The sequence below is a fragment of the Nonomuraea antri genome, assembly GCF_013283785.1.
GTDB lineage: Bacteria > Actinomycetota > Actinomycetes > Streptosporangiales > Streptosporangiaceae > Nonomuraea > Nonomuraea antri.
The window spans coordinates 1-22,357 of sequence record NZ_JABCPZ010000041.1; the positions used below are offsets into that span (position 1 = coordinate 1).

A 22,357-nucleotide genomic window follows, 5' to 3' on the forward strand; every position below is an offset into this window, starting at 1 on the left:
CCGCGTCCGGTGAGTGCACACGAGCGCTTCCCGGCCAGGGCCGACAGATCCCGTTGAGGACCTCGAGGTCAGTCAGTCGCTGGGTCAGACCCTGTCGGGAAGCGCTCATCTACATCATCACTGTCAGTCGTTGAGGAAGCGCACGATGGCCAGGACCCGGCGGTTGTAGCCGTCGGCGTGCGCGAGGCCGAGCTTGTCGAAGATGGCGTTGGCGTGTTTCTCCACCGCGCTGCGCGACACGTGCAGCCGTCCGGCGATCGACTCGTTGGTGTGCCCCTGGGCCATCAGGGCGAGCACTTCGTGCTCGCGCGCGCTCAGCCGGGCCAGGGAGGTGGTGTCGCGTGCGCGGTTGAGCAGCCGCCGGACGACCTCCGGGTCGAACGCCGTGCCGCCGCCGGCCACCCGCCGCAGCGCCTCCAGGAAGTCGCCGACCTCGACCACCCGATCCTTGAGCAGGTAGCCGACCCCGCGTACGCCGCCGTCGACGAGCCGGGCGGCGTAGCGCGTGTCGACGTACTGCGACAGGACCAGCACGCCGATCCCGGGGTGCCGGCGCCGCACGGCGAGCGCGGCACGCAGGCCCTCGCTGGTGAAGGTCGGCGGCATGCGCACGTCGGCGATGACCACCTCCGGCCGGTGCTCGTCACACGCGGCCACCAGCCCTTCCGCGTCGCCGACGGCCGCCACGACCTGATGGCCGTCCTCGCTCAGCAGCCGGGTCAGGCCCTCGCGCAGCAGCGTGCTGTCTTCGGCCAGGACTATGCGCATGGCAGCGCCACCCGCAGCGTCGTCGGACCCCCGGCGGGGCTGTCGAGGTCGAAGCGGCCGTCGTAGGCGGCCACCCGGCGGGCCAGGCCGGACAGGCCGCGCCCGCCGAGGCGGGCGCCGCCGACGCCGTCGTCGCTGACACGTACGCGCAGCATGCCGGCGGCTTGGTGGACCTCGACCTCGACCCGTTGAGCCCGGCTGTGTTTCAGCGCGTTCGTCACCGCCTCGCAGACCACGAAGTAGGTGACCGTCTCCTGGGCCGGGTCCAGCCGCGCCGGAACGTCGTAGTGCAGGTCGATCGGCACGCTGGAGCGTTCGGCGAGCGACTCCAGCGCCGCCGGCAGCCCGCCGTCGTCCAAGGCCACCGGGTAGATCCGCCAGGCCACCTCCCGCAACTCCTCCAGCGCGCGACGGGATTCCTCCCGCGCCTGCAGGAACAGCGCGGCGGCGGCGCCGGAGTCGTCGAGGCGATGGGCGCGGCCGAGCAGCATGCCCAGCGCGACCAGCCGCTGCTGCACGCCGTCGTGCAGGTCCCGCTCGATCCGCCGCCGCTCGTCATCGACCGCCTCCAGGACCTCTGCCCGCGTCCGCGACAGTTGCTCGACGCGGCTGCGCAGCACCTCCTTGTCGCTGGGCGCGAGTCCCCATTCCGCCAGCCGTCGTTCCAGCGCGGCCAGGCCGATCAGGGCCTGTGCGGCCAGGAAGATGACTAGGAGGGCGAACGCCGTCCAGGTGATCGGGTCGTACCAGCTCATCTCGGCACGTTGCCCGGTGCCGCCGGAGAGCGCCCGCCAGGTCAACGTCACCCAGATCCCGACGAGCACCAGCACCCCGCCGCCGAGCCCGCCGACGACGCCGCGCACCGCCACGTACGCCAGCGCGCGCCCCCCGGCCGGAGACGGGGCGACGGTGCCGCCCAGCCAGCGGTTGACGCGGACCCGATCGGCCTCGGCCAGCCGCCCGGCGCCGCGGAACGTCCAGGGCCTGGTGGACGGGATGGCCAGCAGCGGCGTCGCGATGACGACCCACGCCAGCTCGACCACGGCCATCACCGCCCCGAGCACCAGCCCGACCACGCCACGTACTGCCGCCCTTGCCACAACCATGGTCACGAACTCTAGACAGCCGCCCGGCGGCAGCACATTGAAGGTTTCCACAAAGCCGGCCAACTGTGGGTGCCCTGGGTGGGGCCGCGACGAAGATCGCATGCGCGGCCACGGGACGGCCGAGCGCCAGGCCGGCGCCGGCGAAGGTCAGTGACAGGATCGCAGCGGCTCTGGGCGGGTACGGCGTGCGCCACATCGCGATCGCCGGGATCGCGACGCCGAGCAGCGCGCCTAAGGCCGGCACCACGACCACCGGGATGCTCAGCAATCCGCCATCGTCGGGGCAGCAGCGGCGGCGGCGGTGTCCTGATCGCCGGCCAGAGGCAGGACGTAGGCGGATGTGTCTCCCGGCCATGCACCGCCGCGAGCCCGGTCATCGCCGGCGTCATCAGCGCTCCCCCGCTCCAGGCGAGTGCCCGCGAGCGTCGTGCCGTGAGCCGGACCACCGTGACCGTCCAGCCGATCAGCAGCGCGAGCCCCACCCCCTTGGCCGGCCCGATCCTGGACGGCTCGCGCAGCCACTCCGCCACGCGCTCGGCGGTCGTCGCGCTTCCCGGTTCCAGGAGGAACTCCACGAGCTGGAGCACGCTGCAGCCCCGCCTTTCCGGTCACGAACGGATGGGCGCCCGCTCTCTCAGGCCCCTCCACCGTGGTCGCCGTCGTGGTGCCTTCCCTTACAGCTCGTCGCGGAAGAAGGTCGCTGCCCAACATGATCTCGTCCACGCCGCAACGCGACGGCGCACTTCAGGGGCGGGGGCGTGGCGTGGACTTGACCTGATGCGGGGGCTGTGATCTTGGCGGCGGGGGTAGGTCGGCTGTACGTGATGGAGGTCCTCGGTGCGTGAGGGACCGTTTCAGGGACTCAAGGAGCCGTTGATGCGGTGTCGAGTGAGGAATCCCGACCAGTGATGCCGGCACAGGCCGCGATGCCATGAGCGACGGCACCCAAGACGCGGATCAGCACGACGACGGCCGGACGGCGCGCCCGCCGTCCGTGACCGATCTGGTGCTCGTGCTGGCCACTCTGGTGGTGCTGATCGGCGGGTCGCTGGCGTTGTTCGGCCTGGACGCCCTGGACGGGCCGATCCAGGTAGCACTGGTGCTGTGCGCGCTGGTCGCGATGCTGGTGGTGCTGAAGAACGGCCACCGATGGGAGGAGATCGAGGCCAGCGGGCAGCGGGCACTGTCGTCGATCACCAGCGCGGTCTTCATCCTGCTGGCCGTGGGCGCGCTGATCGGCACCTGGAACATGTCCGGCACGATCCCCACCCTCGTCTACTACGGGATCCAGGTGCTCTCACCTGGCTGGTACTACGCCGCCGCCGCGCTGATCTGCGGCATCGTGGCGATGTCGATCGGCAGCTCGTGGACCACGGCGGCGACGGTCGGCGTCGGGCTGGTGGGGATCGCGACCATGCTGGGGGTGTCGGCGCCGATCACCGCCGGAGCGGTGATATCGGGCGCCTACCTGGGCGACAAGCTGTCGCCGCTGTCGGAGACCACGGTGCTGACCGCCCAGATGGTGAAGGTGAACGTCTACGAACACATCAAGCGGCAGGCCTGGACGTCGATACCCGCGTTCGTGATCGCCTTCGTTCTGTTCCTGCTGATCGGCTGGGTGTGGGGGCCGGCCGCCACCGACACCGGTGACACCGGCAGCGAGCTGAACGCGCTCGGCGACATCTACTGGATCACCCCGTTGAACCTGCTGCCACTGCTGTTGCTGGTGGCGCTCTCGGCGCGCAAGGTGCCGGCCACGCTGGCGTTGATGGCGGCGGCGATCACCGCCGGGGTCGTGGGCGTCTTCACCCAGCCCGCGGTGATCCGCGCGTTCGCCGGCGACCCCGCCCTGAATCCGGTCCTGGCCGGGATCAAGGCGAGCTGGCGGGCGATGGCGACCGGGTTCGAGAAGTCGTCCGGGCTGGCCGACGTGGACCGGCTGCTGTCGCGCGGCGGGATGGACAGCATGCTGCCCACCCTGTGGCTGATCATCGGCGCGGTCACGTTCGGGACTCTGCTGGAGGAGTTCGGGCTGCTCAACCGGCTGATCGAGCCGATGGTCCGCGCGGCCAAAGGCATCGGACGGCTGTTCGTGACGGTGTTCGCCAGTGCGTTCGGGCTCAACATCGTCGCCGGTGACCAGTACATCGCGCTGGTGTTGCCGGCCCGGGTGTTCCGGGCCGAGTTCGCCGCGCGTGGCCTGGCGCCGACGAACCTGTCCCGGCTGGCGGCCGATTCCGGCACGGTCACCTCGCCGCTGGTGCCGTGGAACTCCTGCGGCGCGTTCCTGGGGGCGGTGCTGGGCGTACCGACGCTGGCCTACCTGCCGTTCTGCTTCTTCAACCTGGCCAGCCCGCTGCTCAGCGTGATCTACGGGTTCACCGGATTCAAGATCGAACGTGTGCCGGTGGGCGAGGCCGGCCGGGACGGGCAGGATCGAGCCTGACCAGGTGCTGGACCAGCACGCACAGCGAGGCCGTCGGCAACGTGATCACGGCGGGCGCTGTTCGAGCAGGTCAGGGCCGCCATGCGGGTGACGTGTGCTGCCCAAGGACGGGCTGGCCTGGCTGCGGCAGCCGTCCATGGGCGGGGTGGTGGGTACCTGGGGAGCGGCGCTCATCGCGCCCGGTCGTGGTGGCCACGCAGACCGACCGAGCGGGAGCCTCGCCGACAGGTGTACGTCCGAATCATCTGCTTCCCCTGGCCGCGGGGTTGAGCCGAAGGGCGAGGATCCCGGTGTTCATGCCTATGACGAGGACGTCGCTGGTCCAGCAACAGGCGAGAGCCGGTGCATGAACCGGAATGGTCATTTCGCAGGTGCGGGTCGCCGGGTCCCAGATGCGTACGCTCGCGTCCTCGCCGCCGCTGGCCAGCAGGGTACGGCCGTCCAGGGTGAAGGCGCACACGCTGTTCACCCAACCGGTGTGACCGGTGAGGGCGTCACCGACCGCCTGCCCGGTCGCCGGGTCCCAGATCCGCACCCTCTCATCGCCGCCGCCACTGGCCAGCAAGGTGCGGCCGTTCAGGGTGAAGGCACACACGCTTGTCACCCAGCCGGTGTGACCGATGAGGGCGTCACCGACCACCTGTCCCGTCGCCGGGTCCCAGATCCGCACGCTCGCATCGCTACTGCCGCTGACCAGCAGGGCGCGCTCGTTCAGGGTGAAGGCACACACGCTGTTCACCCAGCCGGTGTGGCCATCATGCCGGCGTCCACCTCGGCTGAAAATGGCAGCGATCTTGGCGCGCAGCGTGACGGCACGCCCGGGAATCCGCTGATGTTCTCCGGTGTCCGGGTCCCAGATCCGCACGCTCGCATCGCTGCCGCCGCTGGCCAGCAGGGTACGACCGTTCAGGGTGAAGGCGCGCACGCTGTTCACCCTGTCGGTGTGACCGATGAGGGCGTCACCGAGCGCCTGCCCGGTCGCCGGGTCCCAGATCCGCACCCTCTCGTCATCGCCGCCACTGGCCAGCAGGGTACGGCCGCTCAGGGTGAAGGCGCACATGCTGTACACCCCGCCGGTGTGACCGATGAGGGGATCGCCGACCGCCTGCCCCGTCGCCGGGTCCCAGATCCGCACGCTCGCATCGCTACTGCCGCTGACCAGCAGGGTACGACCGTTCAGGGTGAAGGCACACATGCTGTGCACCCCGCCGGTATGACGGGTGAGAGGGTTACCGAGCGCCTGCCCAGTGTCCGAGTCCCAGATCCGCACGCTCGCATCGCCGCCGCCACTGGCCAGCAAGGTGCGGCCGTTCAAGGTGAAGGCGCACACGTCTCGCACCCAATCGGTGTGACCGGTGAGAGGGTCACCGACCGCCTGCCGGGTCGCCGGATCCCAGATCCGCACGCTCGCATCGTCGCCGCTGCTGGCCAGCAAGGTGCGGCCGTTCAGCACAAAGGCGCACACGGTGTGCACCCTGCCGGTGTGACCGATGAGGGGGTCACCGAGCGCCTGCCCGGTCGCCGGATCCCAGATCCGCACGCTCGCATCGTCGCCGCTGCTGGCCAGCAGGGTACGGCCGTTCAGAGTGAAAGCGCACACGCTGTACACCCCGTCGGCATGACCGATGAGGGGATCGCCGACCGCCTGTCCGGTCGCCGGGTCCCAGATCCGCACGCTCCCGTCGTAGCCGCCGCTGGCCAGCAAGGCGCGGTCATTGAGGGTGAAGGCGCACACGTCGCGCACCCAATCGGTGTGACCGGTGAGAGGGTCACCGACCGCCTGTCGGGTCGCCGGATCCCAGATCCACACGCTCGCATCGCCGCCGCTGCTGGCCAGCAGGGTACGGCCGTTCAGAGTGAAGGCGCACACGCTGTACACCCCGCTGGTATGAGCGATGAGGGGATCGCCGACCGCCTGTCCGGTCGCCGGGTCCCAGATCCGCACGCTCCCGTCGTAGCCGCCGCTGGCCAGCAAGGTGCGGTCATTGAGGGTGAAGGCGCACACGCCGGTCACTACGCCGGTGTGGCCCAGGAGCAGGGCCTGGTCGGTACGTGGTTGCACACGAGCCCACGCCGCCCGGTAAGGCATGGCCCGATCCTGGATCCGAAGGGGTGGCGGAAGCTGGGCCAGGACGCTGGTGACGTTGAAGAGGGCGGCACGCTCGGGCGGGGTCGCGGCCGCCGCTTGCGGGGTCAGCTGGATCAGGCGCAGGTACTGGCGGATCTCGGGCGATGTGGCACCGGCGGCGTGGGCGCTCAGGCGGGGCAGGTCGGCATGCAGGAGGAAGCGTTCGTCGCTGAGGAGGTTCTCCAGCAGGCCGGCTCGGACGGCGTGGCCGGCCAGGGAACGCAGCAGGTAAGGCGGAGCCGAGGCCCACGGGCGTTGCCGGGTGGTGGTCAGGAAGGCCCGCGTCAGGGCCTGCTCGTCGTGGTGGCGGGGCGTGCGGCGGGCGCGGACGTCGAGCAGGACGTCGTTGAGCGCCTGGTGGAAGAGGCGGAACGCCTGCCGGTGGTGATCGGTGCTGGACTCGACCAGGAAGTTGGCCGCCGAGGAGCCGGCGAAGCGGCCCAGCTGCTCGGCGGTGAGGTCGGCGGCCGGGTTGAGTGCCTGGATGGCCCGCGTCCACAGATCGAGGTCCAGGCCGGGCGCCTCGGCGAAGGCCAGCGCGGTCAGCGCCTCCGCCGCGGGAAGCGAGCCGACGCCGGGCAGCCGGTCGATGTAGCCGGCCAGCGCGTGCTCGACGCTGTCGGGGAAGGTCAGGATGGCGGGGTCGATGGGGTCGTGGTCGTGCAGGCCGTGGGTGCGTGCGACCAGCCCGGCGATCAGGAAGCTGTGCCCGGAGCGGCGGGCGATGGCGGCCGCGACCGGCCGGGCCACACGATGGTCGGCGTACGGGTTGCCGGCGCGTTCGTCGCCGATCAACTGCAACGTGGCCAGGGCGTAGGCGGTGAGGTCCTCCAGGGCGAAGAACCGCGGGTCGTCCAGATCGATCGGGTGAGCGGCCTGGCCGAAGGAGCCGAGCAGGTCACCGTCGTCATCGCGGCGGCGGGTCGCCAGGACCACCTGCGCTCCCAGGTCGGCGCAGGTGGTGACCAGCGGGAGCACGATACGGCTGACGATGATGCGCGCCTGGGCGGGTGAGGTGGCCTCGTCCAGGGCGTCGAGGATCAGGTTGAACCGCCCGCCCTGCGGTTCCTCCCTTCCTTCCGCGGCCGCGGGAGTGGCACGCCGGGCGGCCCATCGGGCGCGTTCGGCCCGCTCGCTCAGCGCGGCGCGCATCACCGGCGCGAAGTCGGCGACCGTCGCGGGCAGCGCGGCGGAGGCGGCCCGGGCGATCTCGGTGGCCACGTCGAGCGCGGTCTTGCCCTTGGCGTGCACCGCGCACGCCACCGAGCCGGACGCGGCCCGCACCGCCTGGTCATCGGGGCCGAGCGTGGCGCGGATGGCGGGGTCGGCGGTGGTCACGATCCGGCCCAGCACCGCGGACTTGCCCACCCCCGGAGAGCCGGTCACCACCAGCACCCGCTGATCGGGGGTGGCGCGATCCAGCCACGCGGTGATGGCCGTCAACGCCGCGGTGCGGCCGCGGAAGCGGTGGCCCCGCTCGCTGTCCACGCTGACCCCGCGGGCCCGTGGCTGCCAGTGCCGTCCCCCTCGGGGTCGGCCGACAGCCTCCACCCCCAGGAGGCCAGGGCGAGGTCGCCGGCGCTGTCCGCCGACCAGGTGTCGGCCAGCAGACGCAGCTTCTGGCCGGGCAGGCACCGGTCGGCCTCGTGCAGGGTGATGGCGCGGCCGCCGCCCTCCAGGGTGTGGGCCTGGCCCACGATGCCCACGACCGCCTGATAGTCCTGCGACCACAGCCCGCCGCCGCTGAAGCCGCGGGCCAGCGGGCCGGCCGATCCGGTGGCCAGACGTACCCAGCCGTAGCCGAGCCCGGCGTCGATCCGCCCGCCGGCGACGTCGCCCAGCGGGTCCTTGCCGGGGAAGCCGAACGCCCACCACTGGCGGCCGTCCAGGTCGGCCGGGCGCGGGCAGCGCAGCCGCGCCGGCCACACCCCCGCCGGCACATCCTGCTCCAGCACCAGCAACGCCAGATCCGTGACCCGCGCATGGTCTGCGACCTGGACCGAGGCCACCCGGCAGCGGCGCCGCGGTTCCTGCTCGGCCTTGGGGAAGGCCACCCACAGCGGATCGATCCGCACGCCCTGCTGCTGGACGACGTGCGCGGCGGTCAGCACCCGGCGCGCGTCGATGACCACGGCCGCGCCCAGCGGCTCGAAGTCCTGCTCGCTCCGGTGAACGGCGGCGGCCCAGGAATCGGCGGCCGGTCCGGTACTCACCGGGCCGGTGCTCACCGGCGTGGATCGGGCACGGCCTGACCGCCCTCGGCAGTCCCGCCCTTACCGGTGCCGCCCTCCGCAGTGCCGCCCTCGGCCGGGCCGCCCGCCGGGTTCGACCCGTGCCGCCAGGTGAGGGCCACCTCGAAGTTTCCCTCGGTGGCGGCCTTGGCCACCAGCCAGTTCATGGTGCCTGTCACCTTGATGCCGAACTTCACCTGGATCTCCTCCGGCGCGGCACGCCGGGCCTGCTCCAGCACCACGCGGGCGGCGTCCACGGCCGGGCCGATCGCCGCGCGCACCCGCCCGATGATCTCCTCGGGGCCGCCCGCCGGCTGGTAGCCCGGAGTCAGCTCGATCTCGAACTGCACCTGGGTGGCGTCGTCGAGTTGGTAGGTGACAACTTGCGAGGGCAACCGTGACTCCCGTCATTGGCGAGATCGCCTGTCGCGGTCATCAGGAGCCGTCCAGAACCTCGCGCAGCGCACCAAGCACCGGACGTCGCCCGAATCGTGCTGACAGCGGACATGCAGGCCGCCCCCGACGGCATACCGAATCCGAGCGTAGCGGGCGTCGAAGTACGGCGGAACGGGAACGTACGCCAAGCCTGTTCGCCTATCACGGCCGAGCCCGGACGTCGTTCGCGAAAGCCCGCGCCGCCAGCAGTGCACTCGCCGTCGAACCGGCACCGCCGCGCTGCTGCCGGCCGACCCCGCACGCGCTCCACGACGCGTTGGCCCACCCACGACCCCCCAGTTGACGGTGCCGTGCGAGGTACGGTGTGCGCTGTGATCCGAGTGCTGCCGGCCGACGACGAGGCGATGATCCGCGCCGGCGTGCGGGCGATCCTGAGCGGCGCCCCGGACGTGGCGGTGGTCGCCGAGGCGGCGGACGGTCACCAGGCCGTCGAGCAGGCCCGCGCGTACCGTCCGCTGACGACCTTCGGCGAGGACGAGTACGTGGCCGCCGCCCTGGAGGAAGGGGTGTCGGGGTTCTTGCTCAAGTCCGGCGACCCGTACGAGCTGATGGCGGCGGTGCGCGCGGCGCACGAGGGGGCGGCGTTCCTGTCGCCGCGGGTCGCCCGCCAGGTCATCACCCAGTTGTCAGGCGAGCCGGTGACTCGCAGGAAGGCCGCTCGCGCGAAGATCGCGGCGTTGACCTCTCAGCCTCCTGGCCGTGCGCGCCGCCGCCCTGCGGGTCGCCGCCGGCACCGTCCCGGCGTTGCGGCGGTCGGCCGGCGAACTGCGCGAGTCCCCGCCACGACGACCGACCGGTTGCGGCAGATCATCCGGGTGCTGCGTGCGGACGACGAGCGCGCCCCGGTCGACCCGCTCGGCGGTTCCGTCGCCGCGCTGGTGGAGTGGGCCCAGGTCTCCGGCGTGGACGTGCGCATGGAAGCGTCCGAGGACGCGGAGGCCGGGCTGGCCGATCCGACCGCCCGGGCCGCCGTCCGCGTCGTGCGGGAGGGGCTGACCAACGCGACCAAGCACGCCCCGGGTCTGCCATCCGCGTGAGCCTGCGCCGCACCGGCGACCTGCTGGAGGTGACCATGGCCAACGCGCCGGGGCCGCCCGGCCCGCGGCACAGGCCGGCCGACCCGGCCGGATCCGGGTACGGGCCGGCCGGGCCTGGACGAACGCGTCCGCCTGGCCGGCGGCACGTTGCTAGCAGCCCCCGACGGCGACGGGTTCGCGCTCACCGCCTGTCTGCCGGTGGACGCCCGGCCGGCCGCCGCGCCGTCGCCGGCCCCTCCTTCGGAGCCGGCTCTGGCCGTGGCGCGTCGAACGCTGCGGCGCGGCCTGGTCACCACGTTCTGGGCGCCCACCGTCCTGGGCGTCGCCCTCGCCGCGGTGTTCCTGCTCCGCGGCGGGACGTTGTGACAGGCGCTGAGCCTCGGGAACTCGGCGCGGTGTGCCCCGAGCCCGACAGAACTTCCCGGGATCCGCTAGAACCTGGGCGTGTTCCAGTACGTGTTCTCGCCCTGATGGTCGTAGATCCTCGAGGACACCTGCATCCGCACGCTCTTGATCCGGGCGCCGCCGTCCGCGTAGACGTGCATGGTTCCGGTGCGGATCCGGCACATCGTCGCCTTGGCGCAGGTCTTCTTGAGTCTGAAGACCGCGGTGCCGCGGCTGAACGTGCAGGTGACCGACGACCCTCCCTGGCCGGCGAGCGTGATCGTGTCGCAGGAGAACTTGCTTCCCTTGATGTAGAACGCGCTCGCCATGACGATCTTGCGAGCCTTGACGCCGCCGGAGCCGTGCCGGCAGGTCTGGAAGTCCGATACCCGGGCGAACGAGTAGTTGATGGTCACCCGCTTGCGCGAGGCCACCTTGTGCGGACCTGCCCACGCCCCCGAGAGCCGGCCCTGGATGCCCTGGTTGCCGTCTCCGGTGCAGGTGCTCCAGTACCAGCCCGAGGTGTGCTTGGGCGCGATCGTCTCAGCGCTCTTGGAGCGCACGGGCGAGGTGCCCGGAGCCGCTGCGGCGGCGCTGCTCAGGGCGCCGGCGACCAGGACGGCGCCCGCCCCGAGGGCGGCCATCCTCTTGGTGATGGACATGACGGTGGTGTTGATGCTCATGATGTGACGGCGGGCCTGCTTGTCAGCTTGGCGTTGCCCGGCCCGTTGTCCCGCCTCTGGGCATTCGCCGTTCCACCGTCACCCTCTGGCGGTTCGTCTCGAAAGTCTGTGGCGAAATGCACGCTGAGCCATGTGCTTTGACGTGAGGTCGGAGAGAGACGTGCCGGGCCCGGTGGTCAGAGGCGGAACGCGGCCAGCGGGGCGGTGCAGAGGGTCTGGTCGGCGCCGAACTCCTCGAACGTCCTGAGGGGGCGGAAGCCCAGGCGGGCGGCGAGCCGCAGGGATCGCTGGTTCGCGGTCTGCGTCACGAGCACCACCGGCCGGTCGGTGAGTTCGCCGGCCGCGGCGCGCAGCGCGGCCGTGGCGGCCTCGAACGCGAACCCCGCGCCCCACGCGCCGCGCCGCAGCACGTAGCCCAGTTCCAGTTCCTCGCCGTCCTCGGCGACGGGGCCGGAGGTCTCGGTCCAGCGGGGGGCGAGCATCAAGGTCCCGAGGAAGCGGTTCGTGGCGCCGTCCGCGATGACGTAGGTGCCGGGCCTGGACGTGGAGCCCGCGGCCAGCACCGCGCCGACGTGCTGCTCGACCTCGCGCAGCGGACGTGGACCGCCGAGGTGACGCCGGACCTCGGGATCGGTCCCGAGCTCGATGAGCCCGGCACGATCGGTGTCGAGCACCGCGCCGCGCAGCAGGAGCCGTTCGGAACGGATCTCCGCCGCGGACAACGTGCGCAACTCGCTCATGACTCCATGATCCTAAGCGAGGCCCCGCTGCCGGTCGCACGGCAGGTGCGTGGTTCATCCCGGTTCAGCCGCTGGGCATAGGGTGGGCGGCATGGCATTGCGACTGATCCAGGTGAATTTCAAGGCTCGTGATGACGACGCGCTCGGCCGGTTCTGGGGGGAGGCGCTCGGCTGGAACGTCTCCAGCGAAGGCCCTGGTGTGACCAATCTGGAGCCCCCGGGTTCGGTCTGGCCGGATCCCGCCGGCTTCTACCTCGATTTCGTCACCGTCCCGAACCCCGAGACGGTCAAGTACCGTGCGCGCCTCGAACTGGCCACCACCTCTCCCGCCCATCACGCGGAGCTGGTCGCGCGGCTGAAGGCGCTCGGGGCGACGTCCGCCGAGATGGGCCAGGGTGACGTGCCGGGGACGGCGCTGGCCGACCCGGAGGGCAACCCGTTCAGCGTGCTGGAGCCCCGGGAGGGCGACCGTGCCGCCGGGCCGATCGCCGCGGTGGTGGTGGACTGCGCGGACCCGCGGGCCATGGCGCGGTTCTGGGGTGAGGCGGTGGACTGGACCCTGGACGAGGTGAGCGACGATCACGCGCGGCTGAGCTCCGCCAAGGGCACCGGCCCGGCTCTCGAGTTCCGCCGTGCGGCGCCCGGCGCGCCGGCCAGGTGGACCCGCGTCCACATCGACCTGGTGCCCGACCCGATCGAGGACAAGGTGGCCGAGGTGGCCCGGCTGCGGGAGCTCGGCGCGGCGTCCGCCGACGTGGGCCAGGGCGACGTGCCGTGGGTCGTGCTCGCCGACCCGGAGGGCAACGAGTTCTGCGTGCTCGGCCGCGCCTGATCGGCTCCATCGTCTCGTACGTCAGCCGAAGTCCCACCGGGTGTGGCTGAACCCGTTCGTCTTGCCGAATCCCAGCGCCTGCGCCGGTCTGACCTCGAACACCACCGGTTCGTGCCCATGCATGCGGAAGACCCCGTCGTCGCCGACCTCGGCGGCCCAGGCGGTGCCGTACTTGGTGGTGTGCGCGTCGGCCACCCGGCGCAGCACCTCCGGGTCGCGCACCGTGACGGCGTCGCCGTGCAGGACGAGGTCCAGGCCGTCGTCCCATTTGTTGCACCCGGTGGTCACCGCGCAATGCGGACTGGCGGCCAGGTTCTTCGACTTCTGCTCCTCCGGGCCGCTGGAGAAGTAGAAGGCGTCGTCCAGCCAGACCCCGACGACGGGCGTGACGTGCGGCCGGCCGTCGGTGCGTACGGTGGACACCCAGAACAGTTCCGCGGCCAGCAGGTGGTCGACGGCGTCCGGCCACGGGGTGGGCCGGGCGTCGTCGCTGCTGTAGCGCGGATCGATGGTGGTTTTCGGCGTAAGGACCACGGTTCCCCCTCGATGTCGGCTCCGGTGATCGGCTGAGCCGCCGATCGGGTATCTGCTACCCCCGAAGCGGGCCTCAGTCGTAGAGCGTACCGATCATGAAGCCTTGCCGGCGGGAGCTCCGACTGCCGGCCCCTCGGCCTGGGAAGGAACCGATGGGGACGCCGATCACGGGGGCGAGATGACACGGACACCGATCGCCGACTACGCGTTGCTGTCCGACCGGCACACGGCCGCCCTGGTCAGCAGGGCCGGGTCGATCGACTGGCTGTGCCTGCCCAGGTTCGACAGCCCCGCGGTGTTCGCCGCGCTCCTGGACGACGACGCCGGTCACTGGTCCTTCCGCCCGTCGGGCGAGTTCACCGTGTCGCGGCGCTACGTGGCGAGCACGATGGTGCTGGAGACCATCTTCGAGACCGCCGGCGGCACGCTGGTGCTGACCGACGCGCTGGCCACCGGCGCCGGGCACGATCCGCACCGGCTCGGCGCCGCGGCCCCTCACCTGCTCGTCCGTACCGCCACCGCGACCGGCGGCGCGGTCGAGTTCGAGGTGCGGTTCCGCCCGCGACCCGAGTACGGCCTGATCGCGCCCCTGCTGGCGCCCGTGCCCGGCGGCGTGCGGGTCCGGGGCGGCGCCGACCAGCTCGTGCTGTCCACGCCGGTCCCGCTCGGCATCGACGCCGAAGGGGCGGCGGGCCAGGCCGTGGTGGCGGCCGGGGAGCGGCTGTCCTTCGCGCTGCACTGGAGCAGGCAGGGCGATCCGCCGCCGCGCGTCTGGCCGCCGGACGAGCTGGCCGCCCAGCTCGAGCACACGCTGTCGGCCTGGCGTGACTGGTCGCGCGCGCACCAGCACTACCGTGGCGACTACCACGACCTCGTCCACCATTCTGGGCGGGTGCTGCAGGCGCTGAGCCACCAGCCGACCGGCGCGATCGTCGCGGCGGCCACGACCTCGCTGCCCGAGCAGATCGGCGGTGAGCGCAACTGGGACTACCGCTACAGCTGGGTGCGCGACGCCAGCCTCACCATGAACGCGCTGTGGGTGGCCGCCTGCCCCGACGAGGCCGGCGAGTTCTTCTCCTTCATGACCACGGCCGCCGCGACGTACGAGCCGCGCAGCGCGTTGCAGATCATGTTCGGCGTCGGCGGCGAGCACGACCTGTCCGAACGCGAGCTGCCGCACCTGCGCGGCTGGCGCGGCAGCCGGCCCGTGCGGGTGGGCAACGGGGCCTGGCGTCAGCCGCAGGTCGACGTCTACGGCGAGCTCCTGGACGCCGCGCACCGCCTGTCCGGCCAGCTCACCGAGCTCGACCCGCAGGTGCGCGCGTTCCTGGTGACCCTCGCCGACGCCGCCGCCCACCAGTGGCGGCAGCCCGACCAGGGCATCTGGGAGGTCCGCGGCGAGCCGCGGCACTTCCTGTACTCCAAGGTGATGTGCTGGGTGGCGCTCGACCGGGCGATCGACCTGGCCGATCACCTGTGCGCCGCGGACCGGGTGCCCGGCTGGCGGCGCGCCAGGGACGAGGTCAGGCAGGCCGTCCTGCGCGAGGGGTGGAACGCCGAGGCGGGCGCGTTCACCCAGGCCTTCGGCTCCGCGGACCTGGACGCCTCGGCCCTGGCGCTGCCCATCGCCGGTTTCCTGCCCGCCGACGACCCGCGCGTGCTGGCCACCGTCGAACGCGTCGCCGCCGACCTGACCGACGCGCGCGGGCTGGTCTACCGCTACCGCGGCGCCGACGGGCTGAGCGGGCAGGAGGGCACGTTCCTGCTCTGCACGTACTGGCTGGCGCACGCGCTCGCGCTGGCCGGGCAGGTGGAACGAGCGCGCGAGGTGTTCGAGACGGCGACCGGATTCGTCAACGACGTCGGGCTGCTGGCCGAGGAGGTCCACGGGGAGAGCGGGGAACTGCTCGGCAACTTCCCGCAGGCCTTCAGCCACATCGGCCTGATCAACGCCGCCTGGGCCATCGATCAGGCGGGCGCCCGTTCCTGACTCTCCGCCCATCCCGTCGGAAAAGACGGCTTTACGTGACCTCGAAAATGGTCCACGATCACCTCGGGGGGGACGTTTATCAATCCAATAGGAGCTCCATGCGACACGGCAGGCGATCCCTGGGGGCGGTCCTCCTCACCCTCGGATTCTTCACCCTGGCGTTACTCCTCGCCGCACCCACGATCAGCCCGGTGGGTGAGGCGGCGGCGCTGGCCGCCGCCCCGGCGAAGGACCTCGCGCACGCGGCCGCCGACGAGCTGCCGCCCTCCCGTCCCACCGGGCTGCGGCCCTGCCCGGTGCCTCTGGCGGCCAACCCGACCGGCTACGCCTCGATCTGCTGGAACCCGTCCAGCGACAATGTGGGCATCGCCCGATACGACCTGTATCGCCTGACGGTCGACGGCTTCGTCCACGCCTCCAGCACGACCGGCACGGTCGGCGGCTTCTCCGGCGAACTCCACCGCATGTACACCATGTACGTCGTGGCGGTCGACCCGGCCGGGAACGTCAGCCGGCCCTCCGTGCTGATCTCGGTGCCGGCGACGCTCGGGATGAGCCCGACCAGCACGCCCACCTTCGACCCCGGCGACCGGCAGCCGCCCACCAAGCCGGGCGGGCTGCGTGAGCCCTGCCTGCAGGACTACCGGGGCGTCTCGTTCTGCTGGGACCCCTCCAGCGACAACGTGGCGGTGACGGCGTACGACGTCTATCGCGAGACCGAGACGACCTATCTCAAGGTCGGCACGATCCTGCCGCCGGTTCTGCACTTCGCCGAGTCCGGCCTGGTCACCGGGCATCGCTACACCTACGTCGTGGTCGCCAGGGACGAGGCGGGCAACCTCAGCACGCCGTCGGACCCGCTGTCCGCGCTGTCCAGGGAGGGCCTGCCGTCGCCCACCGTGTCGCCGACGCCCGGGGTGTCGTGCGCGGTGTCGTACCGGGCGCCGACCTGGGGTTCGCGGCTGTACGCGGAGATCACCGTGCGTAACACCGGCACGGCCGCGGTCGACGGCTGGAGCCTGACCGTCGCCTATCCGGAGTCGGCCACGTTGCGCCTGACCTCGGGCTGGGCCGCCGACTGGACCCAGGCGGGCACCCGGCTGACCGGCACGAACAAGGGCTGGAACAAGGTGATCCGGGCCGGCTCGGCGACGCAGGTCGGGTTCGCCGCCACCTACAGCGGGTCGGCGCCCGCGCCGGTGAGCTTCGCGCTCAACGGCACGTCCTGCACCGTCGCCGGCTGACCGTCGCCCTCGTCCGCCCGCTCACCAGGCCGCTCATCACGCCGGTCACCGGGCCGCTCGTCCGCCCGGTCGTCGCGCCGGGCGGGCGAGGGTGAGCCGGTTTCGTCCGGCGGCGTCGCGTAGCGGGCGGCGAGCGCGGCGGCGCGGTCGCGCAGCGTGGCGCGCAGCGACGGCGGCGACAACGCTTCGGCGTCCGTGGCGAGCTGCCACAGCGCCCATTCCGCGTGCCGTGAATCCTGGAAGGTGACCTCCATCCGGAGCCGGCCGTCCGCGTCGGTCTCCTCGGCGAGCACGGCCAGCGCGGTGTTCACCAGCTGCTCCCGCCGGGCCGGGTTCACCCGGGCCAGCACGGTGACCTGGTCGCCGCCGGCCCGGAAGCGGGTGCTGCGGTCCCGCCAGGCCCGGTCCAGGTCGACCCGGTCGGGACGCCGCGCGGGTTCGTCGAGTTCCTCGGCGGCCAGCACCCTGGACAGCCGGTACGTGCGGTCCGCGCCGGACCTGGTGGCCAGCAGGTACGCCGTGTCCCGCACGGTGACCAGCCCGATCGGGTCCACCGTGCGCCACTCGGGGCTCCGGTTGAACGGCGCGTAGTGGATGCGCAGCCGGTGCCCGGCGAACACGGCCCGCAGCACCTCGGCGACGGTGGCGTCGGGCACCTCCTCGGCGGCCAGGCGGCGCGAGAGCAGGTCGGTCTCCGGGTCGATGAGCAGCCGCTCGGCCGCGCCCGCCGCGGTGTGCCGGTAGCTCTCCGGCAGCGCGTCGACCACCTTGAGCATCGCCGACGCCAGCGCCGAGCCGAGCCCGAACACCTGCGCCCCGCGCCGCGATCCGGCGACCAGCAGGGCCAGCGCCTCGTCATGATTCAGCCCGGTGAGCTCGGTGCGGAACCCGGGCAGCAACGCGAACCCGCCGTGCCTGCCGCGTTCGGCGTAGATCGGGACGCCTGCCGCGGACAGCGCCTCGACGTCGCGCAGCACGGTGCGGGTGGACACCTCCAGCTCGCGGGCGAGCGCGGTCGCGGACAATCGGCCATGCCGGCGCAGCAGCAGCACCAGCGAGACCAACCGGTCAGCACGCATGTCTGAATTTTACTGAAATACACGACTAAGGATGTCGTGATTCGCTGAGAGGCTCCTCATCGCGGCGCCGACGACGGCGTACGCACTCTCAAGCGATCCGAATGGAGCTGATGTGGCGATGGAGCGAACGGCGATCAACCCGGTGACGTGGTCGGTGGAGATGGGTTTCAACCAGGGCGAGGTGGTCTCCGGCGAGACCAGGACCCTGTACATCTCCGGCCAGACCGCGATGAGCGCGGAAGGCAAGCCCGAGCACGCCGGTGACATGGCGGCGCAGCTCGCGCTGAGCATCGACAACCTGGAGGCCGTGCTCGCCGAGGCGGGCATGTCCCTGGCGAACCTGGTCCGGCTGAACGTCTACACCACGGACGTGGACCTGCTGTTCCAGCACTACGGGGTGCTGGCGGCGCGGCTGGGCGCGGCGCGGGTGGCGCCGACCACGACGATGCTCGGGGTGACCCGGCTGGCGATCCCCACGCTGATGGTCGAACTGGAGGGGACCGCCGTCGCCTGACGCGGCCGGCTCAGCCCAGGTCGATGTGCGCCAGCTCGGTGCGGACGGTGACGCCCAGCTTGGGAAAGGCCCGGTAGAGGTGGTGGCTGACCGTCTTGGGGCTGAGGAAGAGCTGAGCGGCGATCTGCTTGTTGGTCGCCCCGGTGGACGCCAGCCGGACGACCTGGAGCTCCTGGGCGGTGAGCCGCCCGGCCAGGTCGTCGGTGTCGTGCCGGCTGAGCGTTTCGCCCGTGGCGCGTAGTTCGGCCACGGCGCGCTCGGCCCACTGACCGGCGCCGATGGCGTGGAAGGTCTCCCTGGCCGCGCGCAGGTGGGTGCGCGCGTCGGTGCGGCGCCGGGTGCGGCGCAGCCATTCGCCGTAGAGGAGTTCGGTGCGGGCCTGCTCGAAGGGGCGGCCGGCGCCGTCCAGGGCGGCCAGGTAGTGCTCTTCCGCGTCGGGGTCGGGGGCCAGCAGGGCCTGGCAGCGGTGCAGGACGGCACGCGCCCAGCCCTGACCGGCCGCCTCCGCCCAGCGGCGGAACCGCTCGTACGGCTCGGCCGCAGCGTCCGGCCTGCCGAGCCGTATCGCGGCCTCGACCTGGTCGGGCGCGAAGTACACGGCGTGGATCTGGCGGCCGAGCGGCCCGTGCGCGGCCCGGTCGAGCCGGTCGAGCGCGGCCTCGAAGCGTCCGTGTCCGAGGTCGAGCATGGCCAGCGCCCACACGCCCCAGGCCCTGCTGGTGGCGACGTGCTCGGTGGCGAAGTGGGTGAGGTTCTGCTCGGCCAGCGCGCGGCAGCGGTCCTCCTCGCCCGCCACCGCCGCCAGCCAGGCCAGCACGCCCTGCTGGTGCGCCAGCCGGTGGATCTGCCCGGTGTCCTCGGCGACGCGCAGCCCTTCGCCGGCGGCGAGCGCGCTGTCGCGGAAACGTCCGTGGTAGAGCTCGGCGACCGACAGCGTGGCCAGCGCGAGCGGCATCCAGCCGATCATGCCGCGGGTGCGGCACTCGCCGGTGAGCGACGCCGACAGCGTGCGCGCGGCCTCGAAGTCGCCGACCAGGATGGCCATCGAGGCGGCGTTGCTGCGCATCATGGCCGGGGCGTCCGGCGTCCGCCCGGCCCGGGCCACGTACGCGCGGCAGTGTGACACGCCGTCCTCGACCGCTCCGGCGAGCATCAGCGTGACGCCGGCGGCCATCAGCCTGGCCGGGTCGTCGGCGGGCAGCGGCAGCCGGTCGAGCTTGGCGCGGGCCTGCTCGGCCCAGCCGGGCTCGCCCGCGTAGAAGGCCGCGCGGACGGCGTCGTTCAGCATCGCGGCGGCGGTGTGCGTGTCGTGTTCCGCGGCGGCGTCGATCAGGATGTCGCAGGCCGCGCGGAGCGAGCCGCTCTCGAAGGCGATCCGCGCGCGCAGGGCGGCGGGCCGCAGTTCCGGGGTGAGGCGTTCGGCCTCGTCGGCCAGGGCGAGCGCGTGTTCCGTCCGTCCGGCCAGTTCGGCCGTCTCGGCGGCGAGCACGAGCCGGCGGCCGCGCTCGGCGGGCTCGGGGGTGAGCTGGGCGGACCTGGCCAGCGCGGAGGCTGCGGCGCTGAATCCGGTGCGCTCGCGGGCGCGGTCGGCGGCCCGCTCCAGCGCCGCCGCCACCTCGGCGTCCGGCCCTGTCGCGGCCGCGGCCAGGTGCCAGGCGCGCAGGTCGGCGTCCGGTTCGCCGGTCAGGACGGCGGCCAGCGCGCGGTGCAGTTCCAGCCGCCGGCTGTAGGCCGCGTTCTGGTAGGCGGCGGCCCTGATGAGCGGGTGGCGGAACGACCACACCGGCCCGGAGACGGTGACCAGCCCTGCGGCGTCGGCCGCGTCGAGCGCGGCGACCGGCAGGCCGAGTGCCGCCGCGGCGCTGAAGATCACCGTCAGGTCGCCGGTCTCCTCGGCGGCGGCCAGCGCGAGCAGGGTCTGGGTGGGCTCGGGCAGGTCGCGGATGCGCTGCTCGTAGGCCTGCTGGATGCGGTGCGGCAGCGGCAGCCTGGCCGTGGCCAGCGGGTCCGTGGTGTGCGCGGGCAGTTCGCGCAGGGCCAGCGGGTTGCCGGCCGCTTCGGCGAGCACCCGTTCCCGGGCGGCGGCGCTCAGGGCGGGCGCGTGCTCGTCCAGCAGCCGGGCGGCCGCGGCGCGGTCGAGGTCGGCGGGGCACAGCACCGGCACGCCCGGGGCCTCGAACCCCGGACGGGCGGCGAAGACCAGGGCGACGCCCTCGCCGCGCAGCCGGCGCGCCACGAATCGCAGGGCGTCGGCCGAGGCCCGGTCCAGCCATTGGGCGTCGTCGACGAGGCACACCAGCGGCGCCCGTTCGGCGAGCAGCGTGAGCGCGGCCAGGCCGACGAGAAAGCGGTCCACCCCGGACGGCGGCGCCGCGGCCAGCCCCAGCGCGGCGCGTAACGCGTCGGACTGCGGCTCGGGCAGCGCCTCTATCTCGTCCAGGATCGGGCTGAGCAGCAACTGCAGTGCCGCGTAGGGCAGTTCCGCCTCGCTCGCGACGCCGCTGACCCGCAGCACCGTCAGCGGCGGCGCCTGCCCGGCGGCGTAGTCGACCAGCGCGGACTTGCCGATCCCCGGCTCGCCGGACATGAGCAGCGCCCCGCTGGCGCCCGCGCGGGCCCGGTCGAGCAGCCGGTCGAGCTCGGCCTGCTCCTTCCCGCGCCCATGCAGCATGACCGGAAATCTAGATCAGTGTCCGTCGGACAGGCAATCGCGAACACCGGACATCTGTCCGATGCGACCGGCGTGCCGGAATTTCTACCGTCGAACCGTGAACTTCGAGATGTACTCGCAGGACGAGCGCGACCGCCGCTGGGCGCTGGGCCGGGCGCTGATGGACGCCGAAGGCGTCGAGGCGCTCGTGCTGTACGAGAACGCCTACTTCACCGGCGGCCCGCCGGACGCGATCGTGGTATTCCCGCGCGGCGGCCGGCCGGTGGCGCTGACCGACGGCCCGGCCGCGAGCCCGTGGGCGGACAACCGGCGGTCGCGGCACGCGTACGGCATCGCGGAGGTGCTGTGGGAGCTGCGGCTGCACCGGTCGGCGGTGGGCGTGCTCGGGCTGGAGCCGTACCCGCCGATCCACCGGGGTCCGCTGCTGCCGCACAGCCTCTGGTCGCAGGTGCTCGGGCTGCTGCCCGAGGCCACGTTCACCGCGGTGTGGCCCGGCTACTTCCGGCACGTGGCCCGGCACTCCGGCGAGGAGGTCGCGGTCCTGTCCGAGTGCGCGCGCATCGCCGGCGCGATCGCGGACGCCGTCTCGGACGCGCTGCGGCCGGGCGTCCGCGAGGGCGAGGTGGCGGTGGCCGGGTTGGGCACCGGGTACGCGCTCGGCGCCACGCCGTCCGTCCGCGTCAGGTTCGGCGGCCGGCCGCTCTCCCCCGGCGACGCCGGGACCGCCGAGATCCGCTGCACGTACGGCTTCCTCGAGGTCAGAGGGCGCATGCCGCTGGTGCTCGGGCAGGCCTCCCGCGCCCTGGCCGGCGCGCTCGATCGGGCCAGGGCCGGGTACGCGGCCGGGCTGCGCGCGGTGCGGCCCGGCGGCACCGTCGGCCGGGCCGCCGCCGCGATCGTGGCGGAACTGGACGGTCCGGGCGACGAGCCGTACCTCGTCGGGCTCAACCCGGTCAGCCTGAGCGCCGGCGGCCGCGAGGCCCCCAGCGGCCACGACTTCGTCATCGCGCCCGGCATGACGTTCGCCCTGCAGACCGGCTGCGGCCGGGTCGCCGTCGGCGGCACCGTGCTGACCACCGAGGACGACCCGATCGAGCTGTTCGCCCCGTTCACCCGGGTCTCCTCCCCCACCAGATGAAGGGAAATCGCATGTCCATCCAGTCCGTGTTCATCGAGATCGCCGCGGACGTCGCGGCACAGCAGCCGGCCGTCGACCCCTACGCGCTGACCTCCGGCCGGGCCTGGTCACTGACGGCCGCGGTCCTCGGCCTGGTCGGCGTGGTCGCCGGCGGGCTCGCCCTGCGTGCCGTCTCCAGGCGCCGGGGAGCCGTCGTGGCCCTGGCGGCCGGGGTGGCCGGCGGGGTCATGGGCGCGGTGGCGCTCATCACCGCCGACGGCGGGCCCGGCACCGGCAACGGGATCGTCGGCGGCGTCGTGGCCCTGGTGCTGGGCGTGATCGCCGTGGTCACCGGCGGGATGGCCCGCACCCGTGCGGCCGCGAAGTGACCACCTCC

18 protein-coding genes and 1 pseudogene are annotated in these 22,357 nt (G+C 72.8%); 9 read left to right on the top strand and 10 right to left on the bottom strand.

The features are described 5' to 3' along the window. Positions 1–123: 123 nt before the first annotated feature. Together HII36_RS16165 and HII36_RS16170 are read right to left on the bottom strand one after the other, a co-directional pair. On the bottom strand, positions 124–768 hold the full coding sequence (locus HII36_RS16165) for a response regulator transcription factor (RefSeq protein ID WP_173524006.1): 645 nt from the start codon (positions 766–768) through the stop codon (positions 124–126). After that, a complete protein-coding gene (locus HII36_RS16170; RefSeq protein ID WP_173524007.1) occupies positions 759–1,874 on the bottom strand; it encodes a sensor histidine kinase in 1,116 nt (371 codons plus the stop codon). Before HII36_RS16170 ends, HII36_RS16165 begins: the two co-directional genes overlap by 10 nt. A gap of 931 nt (positions 1,875–2,805) precedes the next feature. On the opposite strand from HII36_RS16170, the gene nhaC reads away from it, so the two are divergent. Continuing rightward, entirely contained in the window at positions 2,806–4,320 is a 1,515-nt protein-coding gene (gene nhaC, locus HII36_RS16175) for a Na+/H+ antiporter NhaC (RefSeq protein ID WP_173524008.1), read from the top strand. A 241-nt stretch (positions 4,321–4,561) separates the two neighbouring features. On the opposite strand, the gene HII36_RS58660 is transcribed toward nhaC, so the two are convergent. The 3 genes from HII36_RS58660 to HII36_RS16190 are packed head-to-tail and all read right to left on the bottom strand — an operon-like array spanning position 4,562 to position 9,074. Then, positions 4,562–7,936, bottom strand: a complete 3,375-nt coding sequence (locus HII36_RS58660; protein ID WP_173524009.1) for an AAA family ATPase — start codon at positions 7,934–7,936, stop codon at positions 4,562–4,564. Further along, positions 7,888–8,661 (bottom strand): S1 family peptidase, encoded by a 774-nt coding sequence (locus tag HII36_RS16185; RefSeq protein WP_173524010.1) that lies wholly within the window; start codon positions 8,659–8,661, stop codon positions 7,888–7,890. Before HII36_RS16185 ends, HII36_RS58660 begins: the two co-directional genes overlap by 49 nt. Positions 8,662–8,672: 11 nt before the next feature. Then, the gene (locus HII36_RS16190; RefSeq protein WP_217369583.1) at positions 8,673–9,074 is read right to left on the bottom strand and encodes a CU044_2847 family protein; all 402 of its coding nucleotides are present in this window, start codon (positions 9,072–9,074) and stop codon (positions 8,673–8,675) included. A 372-nt stretch (positions 9,075–9,446) separates the two neighbouring features. On the opposite strand from HII36_RS16190, the pseudogene HII36_RS56615 reads away from it, so the two are divergent. Both HII36_RS56615 and HII36_RS16200 read left to right on the top strand, forming a co-directional pair. Continuing rightward, a pseudogene (locus HII36_RS56615) lies at positions 9,447–9,824 on the top strand (response regulator); the annotation flags it as partial. A gap of 495 nt (positions 9,825–10,319) precedes the next feature. Beyond that, positions 10,320–10,538 (top strand): hypothetical protein, encoded by a 219-nt coding sequence (locus HII36_RS16200; RefSeq protein WP_173524012.1) that lies wholly within the window; start codon positions 10,320–10,322, stop codon positions 10,536–10,538. A gap of 65 nt (positions 10,539–10,603) precedes the next feature. On the opposite strand, the gene HII36_RS16205 is transcribed toward HII36_RS16200, so the two are convergent. Next, positions 10,604–11,239, bottom strand: coding sequence for a hypothetical protein (locus tag HII36_RS16205; protein ID WP_173524013.1), 636 nt, complete (start codon positions 11,237–11,239; stop codon positions 10,604–10,606). Between the two features lie 176 nt (positions 11,240–11,415). Beyond that, positions 11,416–11,979 carry a GNAT family N-acetyltransferase gene (locus HII36_RS16210; RefSeq protein ID WP_173524014.1) on the bottom strand — a complete coding sequence of 188 codons (564 nt, stop codon included), beginning with the start codon at positions 11,977–11,979 and terminating at the stop codon, positions 11,416–11,418. 91 nt (positions 11,980–12,070) lie between these two features. Here HII36_RS16210 and HII36_RS16215 point away from each other — a divergent pair, with 91 nt between their 5' ends. Next, positions 12,071–12,811 carry a VOC family protein gene (locus HII36_RS16215; RefSeq protein ID WP_173524015.1) on the top strand — a complete coding sequence of 247 codons (741 nt, stop codon included), beginning with the start codon at positions 12,071–12,073 and terminating at the stop codon, positions 12,809–12,811. Positions 12,812–12,832: 21 nt separating this feature from the next. Here HII36_RS16215 and HII36_RS16220 read toward each other — a convergent pair whose 3' ends face one another. After that, a complete protein-coding gene (locus HII36_RS16220; protein WP_217369584.1) occupies positions 12,833–13,345 on the bottom strand; it encodes a pyridoxamine 5'-phosphate oxidase family protein in 513 nt (170 codons plus the stop codon). 178 nt (positions 13,346–13,523) lie between these two features. Between HII36_RS16220 and HII36_RS16225 the strand changes: the two genes are divergently transcribed. Together HII36_RS16225 and HII36_RS16230 are read left to right on the top strand one after the other, a co-directional pair. After that, the gene (locus HII36_RS16225; RefSeq protein ID WP_173524016.1) at positions 13,524–15,335 is read left to right on the top strand and encodes a glycoside hydrolase family 15 protein; all 1,812 of its coding nucleotides are present in this window, start codon (positions 13,524–13,526) and stop codon (positions 15,333–15,335) included. A 98-nt stretch (positions 15,336–15,433) separates the two neighbouring features. Then, the gene (locus tag HII36_RS16230) at positions 15,434–16,579 is read left to right on the top strand and encodes a cellulose binding domain-containing protein (RefSeq protein ID WP_173524017.1); all 1,146 of its coding nucleotides are present in this window, start codon (positions 15,434–15,436) and stop codon (positions 16,577–16,579) included. Here HII36_RS16230 and HII36_RS16235 read toward each other — a convergent pair. Further along, positions 16,510–17,658 carry a helix-turn-helix transcriptional regulator gene (locus HII36_RS16235; RefSeq protein ID WP_217369585.1) on the bottom strand — a complete coding sequence of 383 codons (1,149 nt, stop codon included), beginning with the start codon at positions 17,656–17,658 and terminating at the stop codon, positions 16,510–16,512. The two genes, HII36_RS16230 and HII36_RS16235, sit on opposite strands and share 70 nt — an antisense overlap. Before the next feature lie 118 nt (positions 17,659–17,776). Here HII36_RS16235 and HII36_RS16240 point away from each other — a divergent pair, with 118 nt between their 5' ends. After that, positions 17,777–18,172: a RidA family protein gene (locus tag HII36_RS16240; protein ID WP_173524055.1), complete on the top strand. Its 396-nt coding sequence runs from the start codon at positions 17,777–17,779 to the stop codon at positions 18,170–18,172. A gap of 10 nt (positions 18,173–18,182) precedes the next feature. Here the strand turns inward: HII36_RS16240 and HII36_RS16245 are convergent, their stop codons facing one another. Beyond that, positions 18,183–20,843 carry an ATP-binding protein gene (locus tag HII36_RS16245; RefSeq protein WP_173524018.1) on the bottom strand — a complete coding sequence of 887 codons (2,661 nt, stop codon included), beginning with the start codon at positions 20,841–20,843 and terminating at the stop codon, positions 18,183–18,185. A 97-nt stretch (positions 20,844–20,940) separates the two neighbouring features. On the opposite strand from HII36_RS16245, the gene HII36_RS16250 reads away from it, so the two are divergent. Both HII36_RS16250 and HII36_RS16255 read left to right on the top strand, forming a co-directional pair. After that, a complete protein-coding gene (locus HII36_RS16250) occupies positions 20,941–21,981 on the top strand; it encodes a M24 family metallopeptidase (protein ID WP_173524019.1) in 1,041 nt (346 codons plus the stop codon). 11 nt (positions 21,982–21,992) lie between these two features. Then, entirely contained in the window at positions 21,993–22,349 is a 357-nt protein-coding gene (locus tag HII36_RS16255; RefSeq protein ID WP_173524020.1) for a DUF6223 family protein, read from the top strand. The last annotated feature ends 8 nt before the right edge of the window (positions 22,350–22,357 follow it).